The sequence below is a fragment of the Paenibacillus xylanexedens genome (genome assembly GCF_007680605.1).
Lineage (GTDB): Bacteria > Bacillota > Bacilli > Paenibacillales > Paenibacillaceae > Paenibacillus > Paenibacillus xylanexedens_B.
Genome location: NZ_VEIO01000002.1, coordinates 273,088 through 288,042, shown reverse-complemented (window position 1 = coordinate 288,042; position 14,955 = coordinate 273,088). Strand labels below are relative to the sequence as shown.

At 48.0% G+C, this 14,955-nt stretch carries 12 protein-coding genes; 6 read left to right on the top strand and 6 right to left on the bottom strand.

The window, feature by feature from the left end:
- Positions 1-40 precede the first annotated feature (40 nt).
- From FS818_RS15895 to FS818_RS15885, 3 genes are read right to left on the bottom strand one after another with little or no spacing between them, the layout of a single operon-like run.
- Positions 41-2,080 carry a hypothetical protein gene (locus FS818_RS15895; RefSeq protein WP_145333127.1) on the bottom strand — a complete coding sequence of 680 codons (2,040 nt, stop codon included), beginning with the start codon at positions 2,078-2,080 and terminating at the stop codon, positions 41-43.
- Positions 2,055-2,957, bottom strand: a complete 903-nt coding sequence (locus tag FS818_RS15890) for an ABC transporter ATP-binding protein (RefSeq protein ID WP_145333126.1) — start codon at positions 2,955-2,957, stop codon at positions 2,055-2,057. Before FS818_RS15890 ends, FS818_RS15895 begins: the two co-directional genes overlap by 26 nt.
- Positions 2,950-3,339 (bottom strand): GntR family transcriptional regulator, encoded by a 390-nt coding sequence (locus FS818_RS15885; protein ID WP_123063085.1) that lies wholly within the window; start codon positions 3,337-3,339, stop codon positions 2,950-2,952. The genes FS818_RS15890 and FS818_RS15885 overlap by 8 nt, the downstream gene beginning before the upstream one ends.
- Before the next feature lie 1,170 nt (positions 3,340-4,509).
- Here FS818_RS15885 and FS818_RS15880 point away from each other — a divergent pair.
- Both FS818_RS15880 and FS818_RS15875 read left to right on the top strand, forming a co-directional pair.
- Positions 4,510-5,343: a futalosine hydrolase gene (locus tag FS818_RS15880; protein WP_260989887.1), complete on the top strand. Its 834-nt coding sequence runs from the start codon at positions 4,510-4,512 to the stop codon at positions 5,341-5,343.
- Positions 5,340-6,182 carry a 1,4-dihydroxy-6-naphtoate synthase gene (locus FS818_RS15875; protein ID WP_145333125.1) on the top strand — a complete coding sequence of 281 codons (843 nt, stop codon included), beginning with the start codon at positions 5,340-5,342 and terminating at the stop codon, positions 6,180-6,182. Before FS818_RS15880 ends, FS818_RS15875 begins: the two co-directional genes overlap by 4 nt.
- A gap of 831 nt (positions 6,183-7,013) precedes the next feature.
- Here FS818_RS15875 and FS818_RS15870 read toward each other — a convergent pair.
- The gene (locus FS818_RS15870; RefSeq protein WP_145333124.1) at positions 7,014-7,646 is read right to left on the bottom strand and encodes a pyroglutamyl-peptidase I; all 633 of its coding nucleotides are present in this window, start codon (positions 7,644-7,646) and stop codon (positions 7,014-7,016) included.
- Positions 7,647-8,066: 420 nt separating this feature from the next.
- Positions 8,067-9,068, bottom strand: a complete 1,002-nt coding sequence (locus FS818_RS15865; RefSeq protein WP_145333123.1) for a Gfo/Idh/MocA family protein — start codon at positions 9,066-9,068, stop codon at positions 8,067-8,069.
- 212 nt (positions 9,069-9,280) lie between these two features.
- Between FS818_RS15865 and FS818_RS15860 the strand changes: the two genes are divergently transcribed.
- From FS818_RS15860 to FS818_RS15845, 4 genes are all read left to right on the top strand, one after another.
- Positions 9,281-11,053, top strand: a complete 1,773-nt coding sequence (locus FS818_RS15860) for an AraC family transcriptional regulator (RefSeq protein ID WP_222128823.1) — start codon at positions 9,281-9,283, stop codon at positions 11,051-11,053.
- Positions 11,054-11,254: 201 nt separating this feature from the next.
- Entirely contained in the window at positions 11,255-12,226 is a 972-nt protein-coding gene (locus FS818_RS15855) for a FecCD family ABC transporter permease (RefSeq protein WP_145333485.1), read from the top strand.
- A gap of 14 nt (positions 12,227-12,240) precedes the next feature.
- Entirely contained in the window at positions 12,241-13,284 is a 1,044-nt protein-coding gene (locus FS818_RS15850) for a FecCD family ABC transporter permease (protein WP_145333484.1), read from the top strand.
- Positions 13,285-13,338: 54 nt separating this feature from the next.
- Complete coding sequence (locus FS818_RS15845; RefSeq protein WP_145333121.1) at positions 13,339-14,298, top strand: iron-hydroxamate ABC transporter substrate-binding protein; 960 nt, start codon at positions 13,339-13,341, stop codon at positions 14,296-14,298.
- A 208-nt stretch (positions 14,299-14,506) separates the two neighbouring features.
- Here FS818_RS15845 and FS818_RS15840 read toward each other — a convergent pair whose 3' ends face one another.
- Positions 14,507-14,929: a macro domain-containing protein gene (locus tag FS818_RS15840; RefSeq protein WP_145333120.1), complete on the bottom strand. Its 423-nt coding sequence runs from the start codon at positions 14,927-14,929 to the stop codon at positions 14,507-14,509.
- Positions 14,930-14,955 lie beyond the last annotated feature (26 nt).

The following is a 14,955-nucleotide window of genomic DNA, read 5'->3' as shown; positions in this document are numbered from 1 at the left end:
TTCTGGCATTCAGACTACAAATGCGAAGAACAACAACACGTTATAGATCAGCCAAGATGGCTTTCATATCCTCGGTGAGATCTTCCTCTTTTAACATCATATAGACATTCTGACCTTTGTTAAAATTAAGCTTGATCTGATAGAAGATACCCTGATCGGTATAGTAACCTGATCTTTGGCGCTGAAGCAACTGGCTGATAATTTCTTTGTTTTTGGTCGCGACTTTCTTCTTCCCTGTTAGACTTTGATCTATTAATTGTGGGTCAGGATAGACTAGTGTAGCTTTACCTCGGCTGTGGATCTCTTGTTTAATAAACTGGGCGGAAGCAATTTCATCTACAGACACCTGCAACTGGTCATAAAACTTGTTCTCTTTAAGCCAAGCAATCAAACGGGTGTAGGTTGGTTTAATCTCATATGTGGAGCTCAGATTAGGATTATCTAATATCTGCTTATGCGATTCATCCCGGTAATTCTGATAAACCTCAGCTGATGCATATGACTCCCAATGGGATTTTTGATCTTCATACGTTTGATCCAAAATTTCTGTTTTCAAGAGTGCCTTGAATTCACGAATGAGCTGAGGGTCACTGATGTATACAGCGCGATCACTAGTTAATCTTGACCGGATACCAACGCTGCGAACGTCATTGTCGAGTGCATAGGTTCCATAACTGACTACTTTATAATCCTCGAAGTTTTTCATATTCTCAAATTCTTGTTGAAAATTGGTCTCTTGAACGGTATATTGTCGCGATATCGTCTTTCCATTCTTTAACTTGTAATCAATCCTGACACTCTCTTGATCGGGTATAATCTGATTCTGCCCCCTGTCATTCAAGCTCTGTCTGGTGTCGACAATCTTATGATGAAGTGTTAGGACAGCATCAATATATCCCACAGAGCTGGAGTAGAACCGTTCGTCATCCAGCTTTACAATCTGATTATCTACATAGATCCTTTGGTCCCCGCCAATACGAACCTTCTCGACGTTATCTTTCGAAGGTACATTTGTCGCATAACCATTCCAGTCTGCGACAGGCACGTAAAGAATAAGTGCAGCTGCAATCCCATATACAGCAAACTGTGGTAATAAGCTGCGGTTCCAGATCAACCAGGTTTTGCGAATAATCATCTCGGCTCCAACGTATCCCGCAACGCCTCCGATGATATATCCTGCGACGCCCCATTCTTCGGTGTTTCCAGGTGAAATCATTGAAAAATATGCGCCACTAAGCAAAACAATAGTGAACATAAATCCAAAACGGAAAATCGGTTTTACGATTCGGAATGTAATGGCTTGCGTTGCCGATTCCACATGTCGCTTGCGGTACAGGAGATACGATAGAGTAGAGAGTACCACTGTCAAGGCAGCATAGATTCCAATTTCGCCCCATCCCGGAATCGCATAAACTAAGCTACCCATACGGGAGATTGGAGAAATGGTCTCTATTTTGAATCGGAAAATGTCCACCGGATAACCATACAAAAAACGCTTCAGATGCAACTCAAAAGTTCCCCAGAAAATTAATGGAATCAGGCTGATACCATACACGGTAAGTCCTTGTAAGATCGACTGTCCAATACACATGCCCACCGCAACGGTCAGCGTAAACATGAACAAAGAAACAATGCTCATTGTTACTCCCCACATCCAAACAGCAGTACTGTCAAAACTGAACGCGGGCTCATCTAAAACTGCGGATACCCACCCGGTAACTCCAGCTGTAATCCAAATAGGAATCAGTATCATCGCATATCCGGTCATCAGGTTCATCGTGAGCATATGGTTACGTTGCAAAGGCAAACTATGATACAAATCCGCAGGCCCACCTGCTTGAATGTAACGGAACAGGAACAAGGCCATCACAACGGGAACCGTAATGGCCATTAGCCAATGAAATTCTCCGTTTGCTCTAAAAAGGCTGCTGATTTCCTCAGTATAATCTCGATACTGTGTACCGATATACAACGGCAACGAAACTAATAAAAGTAGCAGATAAACAATACCTAGCCAGCCATGCTGCCTGAAATTTTGGTGCAGGATGCCGCGGTTAAAGTATAATCGGTTGAATGTCATACCCTGCACCCTCCATTTCATAGATAAAAATCTCCTCCAGTGTCAGCGGCAACACATCCAGCAGATACGGATCATGCAAACGAAATTGTGCCGTAACATCTTCACGATGGCCTTTAACAATATACAAAGAGACACTTCCTCTTTTTTCTTCATGCAAAATATGAACTTGTTCTTTCAATAAATCGGCATGGTCCGGGTGGCGGAAGGCAACCTGAATCTTATGTGTATCAGCCTTAAGGTCATCCAGATCCTTCTGCACGATGATTTGGCCTTTGTGCATGATCGCTACATGATCACAAAGATCTTCAATCTCCCGCAAATTGTGAGACGAGATGATAATAGTCACTTGGCGCTCCGCCGCTTCCTGGAACAGCAGGTTTTTGATCTGCTGGCGCATGACAGGATCGAGTCCATCAATCGGTTCATCCATCAGCAACACCTCAGGCATACAGCTGAGTCCCAGCCATACCGCAGCCTGACGGCGCATGCCTTTGGACATGCGATGTAGCTTGCGTTTTACATCTAATTTGAAGACAGTCCCGAGTTGGTTGAAACGTTCCTCGCTCCAACTCGGATAGATTGAACGATAGAATGCGGCCATATGAGTAATCGAAGATTGCGGGAAAAAGGTTGGCGAATCCGCCATAAAAATAGTGCGGCCTTTCAGGTCTAAATTTTCGTAAATTTCGGCTCCGTTAATGCGTACCGTTCCACGATCTTGACGATAAATGCCGGCAATGATTTTGAGCAATGAAGTTTTGCCTGCCCCGTTGGAACCGAGCAAACCATAGATCGATCCCTTATGTATGTACATGGTTACGCCATCGACGGCCTTTTCCTGTTCAAAAGCTTTGACAACTTGATTCAGCTCAATCATGAGGCACCTCCTTCTCTATACGGGCCATCGCTTCTTCGAATAAAAGAGTCATCTCCGCCTTGGTTAAACCGGAAAACGAAGCTTCGGCAATCAGTTTCACCAAGGATTCTCTGATCTCGTCTTTCATAGCCTCCTTCGGATGTTCCACAGATGGTGATACGAAACTTCCTTTACCCTGCACGGAATAAATATAACCTTCCCGCTCAAGCTCACGGTATGCCTTTTGAATCGTATTCGGGTTCACGGTGAGCTGTGTTGATAATGACCGAACGGAAGGAAGCTGCTCATCGGGTTTCAGAATACCGTATACGATCATTTCTTTGACTTTATCCACCAGTTGCTCATAGATCGCCTTCCGGCTACGTACATCCAATTCGAACATCCCGCACCTCCTTTCTTAACTTAGTAAGTTGCCTTGCTTGTTTTGCTGTTAGTGTAGTCTCAGTGTGCTATCTGTACTATCTGTACTACTATTAATAATACAGTTAATACAGTTTGTCAATCTTTAAATTAACTCCATGCGTGAATTCGGGAATAGCAAAATGTATATAAAACAATCAATATGGTATAGTTGACATATAAAAAAACACGCGTGAAAATGCTCATGTTATTGCCTGAAATCATTTCCTAGAAACCGAAAGGGATATCCCTTTGAAATAGAGTTTAGCGAGAAAGATTGGATAGCTTCTACAACCAATCCTTCCTCCTTATGAGGCTGGTGCGATTATGCTCGAAACTGGTCGTGGTGCGAATATGTTCGAAAGGTTGTCCTGCGCCTGTCCCTTCATTATGATGAGTTACAATGGTTTAGAATAAGTTAGGATGAATTAAGAAGAATTAAGAAGAATTAAGATGAGGTATGACGAGGAATGGAAAGACATGATAAAGCACGACGAGATCTGAATAAGAGTAGTGAGTGTGAGTTAGATGTGGTGTGATAAAGTTAAAATGATAGAATGAGTTAGATTGAGTTAGATTGAGTTAGATTGAGTCAGGATGGGTTAGTGTGAAGTAGGAAGAGTTAAGATGGGTTGAGTCAGTGTCAGAATCAGTGTCAGTGTGAGTGTGATGAGTGAGTGCGAGTAACAGTATGGTGGAAAGTTTTCATTTTGCTATTCGGTATTCCGGCTTTGGATAGGACGTGATCTTGTTTATACCTTGTCCACTTGTCGTGTACATTTGAGGATTTTGTTTATCAAAAGGTGGACACTTTTTCAAAAAGAACACACTTCACCTACCAACCTACATATAGATAAAAAATAAAAAATTTGATTTTTCCATCTATATATGGTGTTACAATCATTAGCGGAGGGACATGCTCTTTTGGAGAGTACTGTCCACTCTTTGAAAGACAAAAAGGATCGTTTTGTTTCCATACAGTGGACATTTATATATACCTATAATGTATGGTAACGAGTTCGAGTTTGAGTTCGGGTTATGTGTATGTATATGTGTAAAGCAGATAGCCTTCTGAACACTATAACCTTATACATGCTGGGCTTGGCAACTGCGATCTATCTACTAATACAATTAAAATCGAGGTAAATAACTCATGAACATAACAAAAGGTACGATTTCTGATAAGGTTGCTTCTACAGCCGGGCTCTGGGCTTCTCCACGCATACTTATTGTAACGGCTGTGGACGCGGAAAAAGACGCCATCCTTCGCGGCTTGGGTAATGATGCCGCTACACAGTTTGATGTTATTGCAGCGGGCGTCGGCCCCGCCTCGGCCGCTGCCGGAACTGCCGCTGCGCTAGCTTTTGCTTCAGCAGCGGCACGTGAACTGGCGCACGGCACGGCCGCGCCAGAGGAACTTGATGCGGCGCACGGCACAGCCGCATCTTCAGGGCCGGGGCCCGTTGCCGGAACCGGCGCCAGATCATCAGCCTATGGGCTGGTGATCTGTGCCGGCATCGGCGGCGGGTTCCCCGGCCGGGCGGACGTCGGCTCCCTCGTGGTAGCCGACGCCATGGTTGCAGCCGATCTGGGCTCGCAGACGCCAGACGGCTTCCTCTCTGTGGACGAGCTCGGATTCGGCTCGTCCCGTGTGGCGGCGGACGCGGTGCTTGCCGCGCGCCTGCGCCATGAGCTGCAGCGGGCAGGGCTCGCTGTCAGCGGGGGCACTGCGGTCACCGTGTCCACGGCGACCGGAACCGCGCAGACGGCCGCGGAGCTGTTGCGCCGCGTGCCGGATGCTGCCGCCGAAGGCATGGAAGGCTTCGGCGTAGCAACAGCTGCGCAGCAGTTCGGCCTGCCGGTGCTCGAACTGCGCGGCATATCTAACGCGGTCGGACCACGCGACCGCGACGCTTGGCGCATTAAGGATGCCCTGGATGCGCTCCAGGCAGCAAGTTCTATTTTACGGGAGGTTATCACATCATGAATATTGCTTTTTCCCCTTGTCCTAACGACACTTTTATCTTTCACGCATGGGTACACGGTCTGATTCCTGGTGCACCTGAGCTTGAAGTTCGCTATGCGGATATCGATATAACGAACGGCCTTGCTGCAAGTCCAATCGGACCAGACATTCCGGAAGTGATGAAAATCTCTTATGCAGCGCTACCTTATGTATTGGAAAATTATGCTTTGCTACCTGCTGGCGGCGCTCTGGGTAGAGGCTGTGGTCCTTTGGTTTTGACAGCTAATGGAACAACTGATCCGTCATACCTGTCTGGACGAAGTGTTGCCGTACCAAGCGAGCGCTCGACAGCCTATCTGTTATTCCGTCTATGGGCCGCGCAAAATATTCCCGGCGGTGTCGGTGAAATTGTTGTCATGCCTTTTGAACAAATTATGCCTGCCGTTCGTGATGGTCATATCGATGCCGGGCTTGTTATCCATGAAGCACGCTTTACGTACCAAAACTATAATTTGCAGCTAATGACTGACCTCGGCAATTGGTGGGAAAATGACACAGGCTTGCCGATTCCGCTCGGTGCCATTATTGCCCGCCGTGATCTGAATGCTCACGCTCTGGCTGGATGGGCGCGTGCCTCTGTCGAGTACGCTTGGGCTCATCCTGAAGAATCGCAAGCATATGTCATGGAGCATGCACAAGAGATGGACCCCAACGTAGCCGCTCAACATATCGACCTGTACGTCAACGAGTTCAGTACTAATTTGGGTGAAGACGGTTATGCTGCGATTACAGCGTTGCTTGGTCGTGCCATGCAAGAAAAACTGGTTCCCGAGTTCGACCTGAACTTGTTAAAAATCTAAACTTCACGTTGCGATGCTCTCTATCGGCTGGTATTGGAATGTTTCCATGTTGTTTAACTCTGAACTTAGCCGGAGCTATTACTCCTTAAGGTTTTGACCTATCTTTTATGTGCCGTCTATCTCTAACGATCCTGACAGACCTTATTTGACTCATTTTTGCAGTCTGCAAATTCTAACGATCACCAGAAACCTTATTTAGCCGAAAATGGTCCTTTTTCATCTCAATCTGGTCTATTTCGGTGAAATAGCGTTCCTACGGATCGTTAGAATTCTAAAACCGCCAAATTGGTGTAAATAGCGTCTGTGGGGATCGTTAGAAATTGCGCCAGATAGTCATGCAGTATCATTGGCCCTAACACGCCGTAAGATTGAGTCTACACAAGGTTTCCACCCTCATATTGGGTACTAGCTCGTAAAACTCCCCTATGATTGGGAGATATATGTGTAAAAACCAAACTAATCAAATACGAGTAGGGCAACTCCTCTCGCCACCTTTGTGACGTATTGAAGTTGCCCTTTTATTCGTTGAGTTGGTTTATCAGTTATGGCTTGCTTATAGCCTATGGTTTGTTTGTGGGTTACCTGGTTGTTGATTGTTTATTAGTTTATTGATTACCTAGGTTATTGATTTCCTCGTATTAGTTTCCTCGTTGTATCGTTGTATCGGTTTGGTTGTTAGTTTGGTTTGTTTGTTGTTTGTCGCCAGGTTATTGATATATTGTTTGCCTCGTTATTAGTTTATCATTGTTGGTTGCCTGATTAGTGTTGATTGTCAGGATCCGCTTTTTGTTGGTTACCTAGTTATTCGTTACTGCTTGATATATCGGCAGTTTAATTACTTGTTTCCTTCTCCGACATAACCGTGCGAATGATGGATCGCAGTGCATCCAGCATCACCGGAAGTGGCAAAGATGGCACAGAAGGTGCCTGAACCGCCATTTCCGTCGACGCTGGAAAATGAACAAAGCCTGCCCGCACAGGCAACTGTTGCAACCGAATGTAATCGAGTATCCGGTACATCGTGTTATTACATATATACGTTCCTGCCGTATTGGATACCGTTGCCGGTATACCTGCAACCGTCATATCATTAACCATCGCCCGGATGGGCAAGGTGGAAAATAAACCATCGGGACTTCCAGCTGCAATCGGCTCATCCACAGGGCGCTGACCCTGATTGTCCGCATATGATCCGGGCGGAATGTCCTTCACATTAATGGCGATGCGCTCTGGCGTAATTGCCGTTCTACCTTTTGCTAACCCGCAGGCGATAACGATATCCGGTTGAAAAACCTGCATCTCTGCAATCAGCATGTCTGCACACTCATCAAAATTCACAGGTAGCAACACGGTTTTCAATACTGCTCCCTCAATCACCTCATGCGCCAATGCCTCCATTAACGCTCCTGTCGGGTTAACGGCATCCCCGCCAAATGGCTCAAACCCCGATATCAGAAACTTCATCAACTGTTGTGTACTCCCTCCTGCTGGAACAATTCAAATGCCACAACCCGCTTCGCCTCATTGAGTCGTTATTTAGTAACCTCGCTCTTCCTTTATACAACTGCAAGGCTTGTACAATTCCAGCGCCCTTTTTAATCAACCCTTTGTTTAGCTCTGCGGATTCAACAACAGATGCCATCACATTAAACTGACTGGACTACATCTCTGCAAAAAACACTCGCCATATGCGTGGAAACTCTCATTAAAATTAGATTACAAAAACAAATCGGATTAGAGATAACAAAGAAAGCGAACATCACCAATCATCGTCTCTAAAGCTGCAACATTTTTTCACCCGCCCCGACCTTTCCAGCGTTCCATCCAGCTACCGTGCATCATAGTCACTATAAATAAGTGCTTTCCCATCATTATCTAGCGACCTTACTCCGATCTGTAGCGCAATCCCCACTGCCGCCTTACCGTATCCATCAGCTTCATGATCTCCAGAGATTCGTCCAGTTTCATGGTATGACTCTCTGTGCGGCCTTGCAGAATGCAACGTCCCGCCTCTTCTGCTTCAAACGCATACCCGAGACATGTCCGATCGTCCACAAACTTCTCTGGCTCGTCCTGTCCGTTTACATGTAAATAGGCTTCTTTGCCTGCGAGGAAAAAAGGCAGACGAATTCGGCCTTCCGTACCATAAATAACGGCCTCATTGTTCAGATTCAAACGAATGGCACCGCTCAGTGACGCCGAACGCCCCTCGGAATAAGACAACAATATCGAAAATTGCTCGTCCACACCGGTTTCCCCAATATGGGCCGTGCTCCATACATGCTGAGGTTGTTCACCGAAGATCATGGACGCGAAAGAGATCGGATATACCCCGGCATCCAGCAACGCACCACCGCCCAGATCCGGGTTAAGCAGCCGTCCTTCCGGCTCCCAGCCGATGCGGAATCCAAAGTCTGCCTGCACCATGCGTACTTCACCAATCCGCCCTTCCGCTATCCATGCCCGTGCCTGCGCAATTGGCGGCAGGAAGCGCGTCCACATGCCCTCCATGAGGAAAAGCTTCCGTTCTCGCGCCGTTTCCACGAGCGGCTCCAGCTGGCGTGAGTTCATCGTAAACGGTTTCTCACAGAGTACCGCTTTGCCCGCTTCGAGGCAGGCCATCACATTTTCCTTATGTACCGGATGCGGCGTTGCCACATAGATGATATCCACCTCGGGGTCCCGCAGCAATTCATCATACGAAGCGTAAGCGCGTTCAAAACCATATTCGGATGCAAACTTCTCTGCACTGCCCGCGGTTCGTGAACCGACCGCTGCTTTAACTGCATTCCCGGCATGAGCCAAATCCTTGGCAAACTGGGATGCAATCCATCCCGTGCCCATAATGCCCCATCGTACCTTATCCTGTCCCGCTGTCTGTGTCATACGTATATCCTCCCTACTGCCAATTTGCGTATTACAAGGTTCATGATTCAGACCAGCCAACATGGTATCTCTCTTATTTTACCAAAAAGAAACGTTTTCGTCAGAAAAGCCTGCTTCCCTTTATCACATTTCAATTCCGCAACGGATTTGCTAAGATAACTTGGAGACATACAGTGAGCACATGTACCCTATTGAAGAACACAATGACCCCAATGAAAGGAAGGTACGCCATGATCTCTGAGCCAAAACAAGGCCATAACCGCATACCTTCAGACGGCAAACGGACTGTACGCCCTAGCGGCGATTTCAATCATATAAATACACGTGCAACGGCTCGCAATGAACTTCACCAGTTCCTGGATCATGCCCTGGTTGAACTTCGGCGGGCAGAACATATTAACACGCACCGCCAATTTCAATGGCATGCAGATGAACTCCCGCATCATACCTTCATCTACATACATCGATTCACGGGTACACAGATCGTGGACGGCGAGCCATCCCGTGTCGTTCGCAAAGCGGCCTGTCTGTATCCACCCGGAACCCGTCTGGAACTTGTATCTGATGCCGCTCACGATGCTGAGTTGTATATTCTTGAATTCGAGCTGTTTCGAGTGACGGAGAGAACCGAAGCGAAGCGCATCTATGAACGTGAACTTCATTCACCTGTTGCCGGATGGATTCAAGGGCCATTTTACGGCATTCAACGGATCGCTGCACAACTGACCGAACTTGCACATCCCGACAGCGAAACAGCATCCCGTGGAATCAAGACACAATTGCTATTGACGGAGCTACTCTATCTACTCTGGCCTGAAAAACATGCAAGCCCTACGGAAGAACCGGAGCAAGATGATCCCGAATCCTGGTTAAAATCAACATTGCAATATATACAGCAGCATTATATGCATGAGATCAAGTTGGATACCTTAGCCGAGCTGGCTGGCATGCATCCGTCCTATTACTCTCAACTGTTCAAAAGCCGGATGCACAAAAATCCGATCGAATATATTACGCATCTGCGTATGAACCGGGCGAAGGAAATGCTACTGACCTCCGACCTGCGTATTCGCGATGTCGCCCGTGAGGTCGGTTACCGTGACGAGTTTTATTTCAGCAGACGGTTTCGTAACTATGCCGGCTATGCACCAACGGCTTATGCCAAGCAAGTTCACCGTAACATTGTGTCACTTTCTTATCCCTATACCGATCACCTCATGACACTTGGCATCACACCCTGTGCAGCACAGATCCAAGGCCATCTGCCACATCTGCCCCGGTCGCTTACCATGCCTTTTCATGCCTATGAACCGTGGGAACAAGGGCGTCAGGCATTTCTTGATGTGAATCCCGACCTGATTCTGACCAAAGATAACGCTACGGCTAAAGCGATGGAACATATTGGTGATGTTGCACCCATCATAACCATTCCGTGGAACCAGACCGACATGTTCGGCCATTTGGAACAGATCGCTTCGATTGTAGACCGGACTCAGGCGGCCAAAGAATGGTTGGACAAGCATGAGCGCAAAGCAGAGCGCGCGCGCAAGAAGATCAAAGAACGGGCTGGCGGCCTCACTGTAGCTGTAGGCACGTTGACTGCCAAAGGGCCGCGGATGTACAGCCACCGCAACTTCGGTCATGTGTTCTACCGTACGCTTCAACTCCATGCACCACAGCGTATTCAAGCCGAACTGAAAGGCAAGGCTCCCGGAACAGGCTTCAACTGGATGCCCTTTACACCCGGAGAATGGGACGGTCTGGAGGCCGATGTGCTTGTGCTTGCGACAGACAACCTGCATAATCAAGCAGCATTGTTGCAAAAATTAAAGCATGATCCGCTATGGAACAGCCATCCCGCCGTTCGTAGCGGCCGTGTGCATCTTGTAGATTGGAACACTTGGGTTGTGTACGCTCCATATTCCATTAACATCCAGCTTGAGGAAGCGCTCTCGATGTTGACGAACAAGCCCGTACTTTTGTAATCTAAAAAATGTCCATTTCCCAAATCTTAATTTATGCCATGTACGGGCCTGGATTAAGATTTTATAATATTCACTAATTGATAATGATAATCAATAACAATGAATGTTGTTATTTGTTATAAAGGAGTGACCCGTATCCAACATCCGGGACTGCCTCATCGCCCGTCCAAGATTCAACGATCCGCAGTCACCGTTGGTCTGATGTTTCTGTCTGCCACCGCGTTCCTGCTGATCAGTATGTTTGTTGCTATCTCATTAGGAGCCAAAGGCTTGACACTGGAAACCGTGTGGACAGCTATTTTCCAGTACAACCCGGCTCTGACACCGCATCAGATCATTCATGAATTGAGACTGCCACGTGTGCTTGCTGCCGCTGTGATTGGAGCGGCCTTTGCTGTAGCCGGAGCCTTGATGCAAGGCATCACCCGGAACCCGCTGGCGGACACCGGCATCCTCGGCATTAACGCTGGAGCAACGTTTGTCGTGGCATTAAGCTTTGCGTTCTGGCCGGGATTATCTTACGGATGGATTATGCTTCTGTCGTTTATAGGAGCCGTGCTCGGCACATTACTCATCTTCCTGCTTGGCATGGCTGCTCCCGGAGGACTTAGTTCAATCAGACTCACAGTTGCAGGCGCAGTCATTGCTGCGATGCTCGGTTCTCTGAGCACGGGAGTAGCCATTTATTTTGACTTGAGCCAGGATCTGGCCTTCTGGTATGCGGGTGGCTTTGGAGGAATAGAATGGCGCCATCTGAAACTGATTCTTCCGGTGTTGCTGCTCACACTACTATTAACCATGCCGCTCGCACGTCGCATATCGCTGATGTCCCTCGGGGAAGAAGTCGCCATTAATCTCGGGATGAACCTGCGCTGGACTCGCTTTCTTGCTCTTGCTGCTGTCGTTGTGCTCGCAGGGGTGTCCGTCTCCGCTGTTGGTTCAATAGGATTTGTAGGACTGGTCATTCCTCATATCTCCCGTAAACTGGTGGGCGTAGATTATCGGTTGATCATCCCGATGTCTTCGCTGCTCGGAGCGATTCTGCTTGTGCTCGCTGATCTTGGGGCACGCATCGTGAATCCGCCTCAGGAACTGGCGGTAGGTATTATGGTCGCTTTTGTCGGCGTACCGTTCTTCCTCTATCTGGCCCGCAAAGAAAGGAGGGCTTTGTAGTGATGAAACGGGGAATGAAATCCGTCGTCAGATTTCCATTAGAAAAGTTGAATCAGACCTCTCGGGGCAAAAGAGCCGTAATCGTCGGCTTTATCCTGCTCTGTCTCGCAGCTTTGGTAGTTCTCATCAGTTTGAACACGGGTACCGTTCGCGTATCCCCTCTCGCCGCCCTGCAGACCTTGATGGGACAGGGAAGCGAACAGGATCAGATCATCCTGTTTGACTACCGATTGCCCCGCATTCTGGTCACCGTGCTTGCCGGGGCTGGATTAGGAATTGCAGGTGCTGCGCTACAAGGCATAACGCGCAATGCACTTGCCGACCCGGGAATTCTGGGTTTACATGCCGGGGCCGCTTTTGGGTTAATTGTTTTTGTCAGCCTTTCATTCAGCATGGATACCTCAGTAGCACTGTTGATCCCACTCTTTGCGTTTGCCGGCAGTGTAGCTGCTGCGCTGATTATTATGCTACTGTCCTATGACCGAAACAGCGGTGTATCACCAATTAAACTCATTCTCGTCGGTATTGCCGTTGCTGCTGGATTTCATGCGCTTACGCTCTATCTGTCGCTGCGTCTGGACGAGGACACGTATTCCTTCGCTGCACGCTGGCTTGCAGGCAGTGTATGGGGTCGTGACTGGATTCATGTCCAGGCTTTGTTGCCTTGGACCGTAATCTGCATCGCCTATATCTGGAGCCGCTCCAAAACGTTGGACGCCTTCCATCTAGGCGATGCCGCTGCGACCAGCATCGGCACGCCTGTGCGCTCGCGGCGCATCCTGCTTTTGCTCTGTGCCGTTGCCTTATCTGCGGTCAGCGTATCTGTCGCTGGAGGTATCGGCTTCATTGGACTCGCCGCCCCGCATTTGGCCCGCAGACTGGTGGGGCCACTGCACCGGCACTTGGTTCCCGCCGCCGGACTGATCGGCATGGTGATTCTGGTGACGGCCGATACGGTCGGCCGGACGATATTTGCACCAAATGCTATTCCAGCGGGTGTTGTTGTAGCCGCGATTGGCGCGCCCTATTTTTTATACCTGCTTGTACGAACGAAATAAAGCTATCCAAAATATGAATTTCATCCATGAGATGTTTAAGGAGAACGCGAATTTATGTTAAAGAAAAATCTTATGTTTTTGCTAACCATTAGTTTGGTTCTGGTTCTTGCAGCCTGCGGGACAGCCAAAACGTCCACATCGGGCGCAAACGATTCAAACACCACTTCAAACCCAAGCACCTCGGCAGACAATACAAATAACAATGCAGCTTCGGGTGAGCCGCGTATCGCTTCCATGTCCATCCACCTGACCAATGATTTGCTTTCTCTCGGGATCACGCCTGTCGGTTCTGTCATCGGCGGTGAAGCGAAAGGTTTCCTGTCCCATGTGGCTGATCGCCTGAAAGATACGACACCACTTGGCCCCGTCAAAGACCCGGATATGGAAGCATTGCTCGCGCTTAAACCGGATGTCATCTATCTCGATGAGGAGTTTTCCGGTGACGATGTAGCCAAATTCGAAAAAATCGCACCTGTACAGGTGTTCAATCTGGACGACGGCACATGGCGGGATCACCTGAAAGAGATTGGCAAGCTGGTAAATCGCGAGAAGGAAGCGGAGCAATATATTCAGGACTACGAAACGGAAACGAAGGAAGTTAAGTCACTGATTCATGATCAGATCGGTGACGGCACCGTGATGGCGATTCGTGTGACCGCCAAGGAATTACGTGTATTCAGCACACGCCGTCCTATGGGCCCTATTTTGTACGATGATCTCGGACTGACTCCAGCCAAAGGCATCAAAGAAATGGACACTTCCAAACCGTATCAGGTTGTATCCCGTGAGGTGCTGCCGGACTATGATGCCGATGCGATCTTTGTCGTGGTTAACTCGGACGATGAAGCCCAAACGATGTTCAAGGAGCTACAAAACAATCCGATCTGGCAAGGGCTGAAAGCGGTCAAAGCAGGTCATGTATACCCAATCGGGGCACAGCCTTGGCTTGATTATTCCTCTATCGGGAACAAGATGGCTATGGATGAAGCAAAAGAAATGTTTTCCAAAAAATAAATCCAGCTTCGCCTATTTATAAAAACAACAAAAAACCTCGCTTCGGTAACGGAAGCGCGTTTGCGAGAGCACAGAGCAGATGAATCATGCTCCAGGCTTAATGAATACAGGGATCAGACTTCGTAATCGTCTTACTCCCCGTCACTCGCACGCTTCCTTACCCAGCTGAGGTTTTTTATTTTAGATACAGCATACCGATTGTACTCCATCATACCGTACATACAACGATCTCGATATCCATCTCCGCAAACGTATTCTGAATAATGACGCTGACCTTCTCCCACTTCAATCTGTCCAACCCGCAACCGATTCGGGGCATAGCCAGCTCAGTAATTCCCTGCTCTATACAGACGTCCCGCATTGATTCAACCGCCTGTGTTAATGATGAATACGTAGGTTTATTTGAAAATTTGGCTTTGGTCACAAGATTCAGCGTCCTTCCAACCGGATAACATCTCCCAATGTCCAGCGGCTCCAGCTTCGCTTGCTCCTGAAGAGTCTGTAGATCAAACCGCTCTTTGAATTGCACCGCGATTCCTTTACCCATTCTCGCATCGGCTGATATGCAATGTGCCAGCGCATAGTGATCCTCTAGTTCAAACAAATCCTGTTGTCGTTCATGAAATTGCATGTTAGTTCACCCTTTCTATGACATGA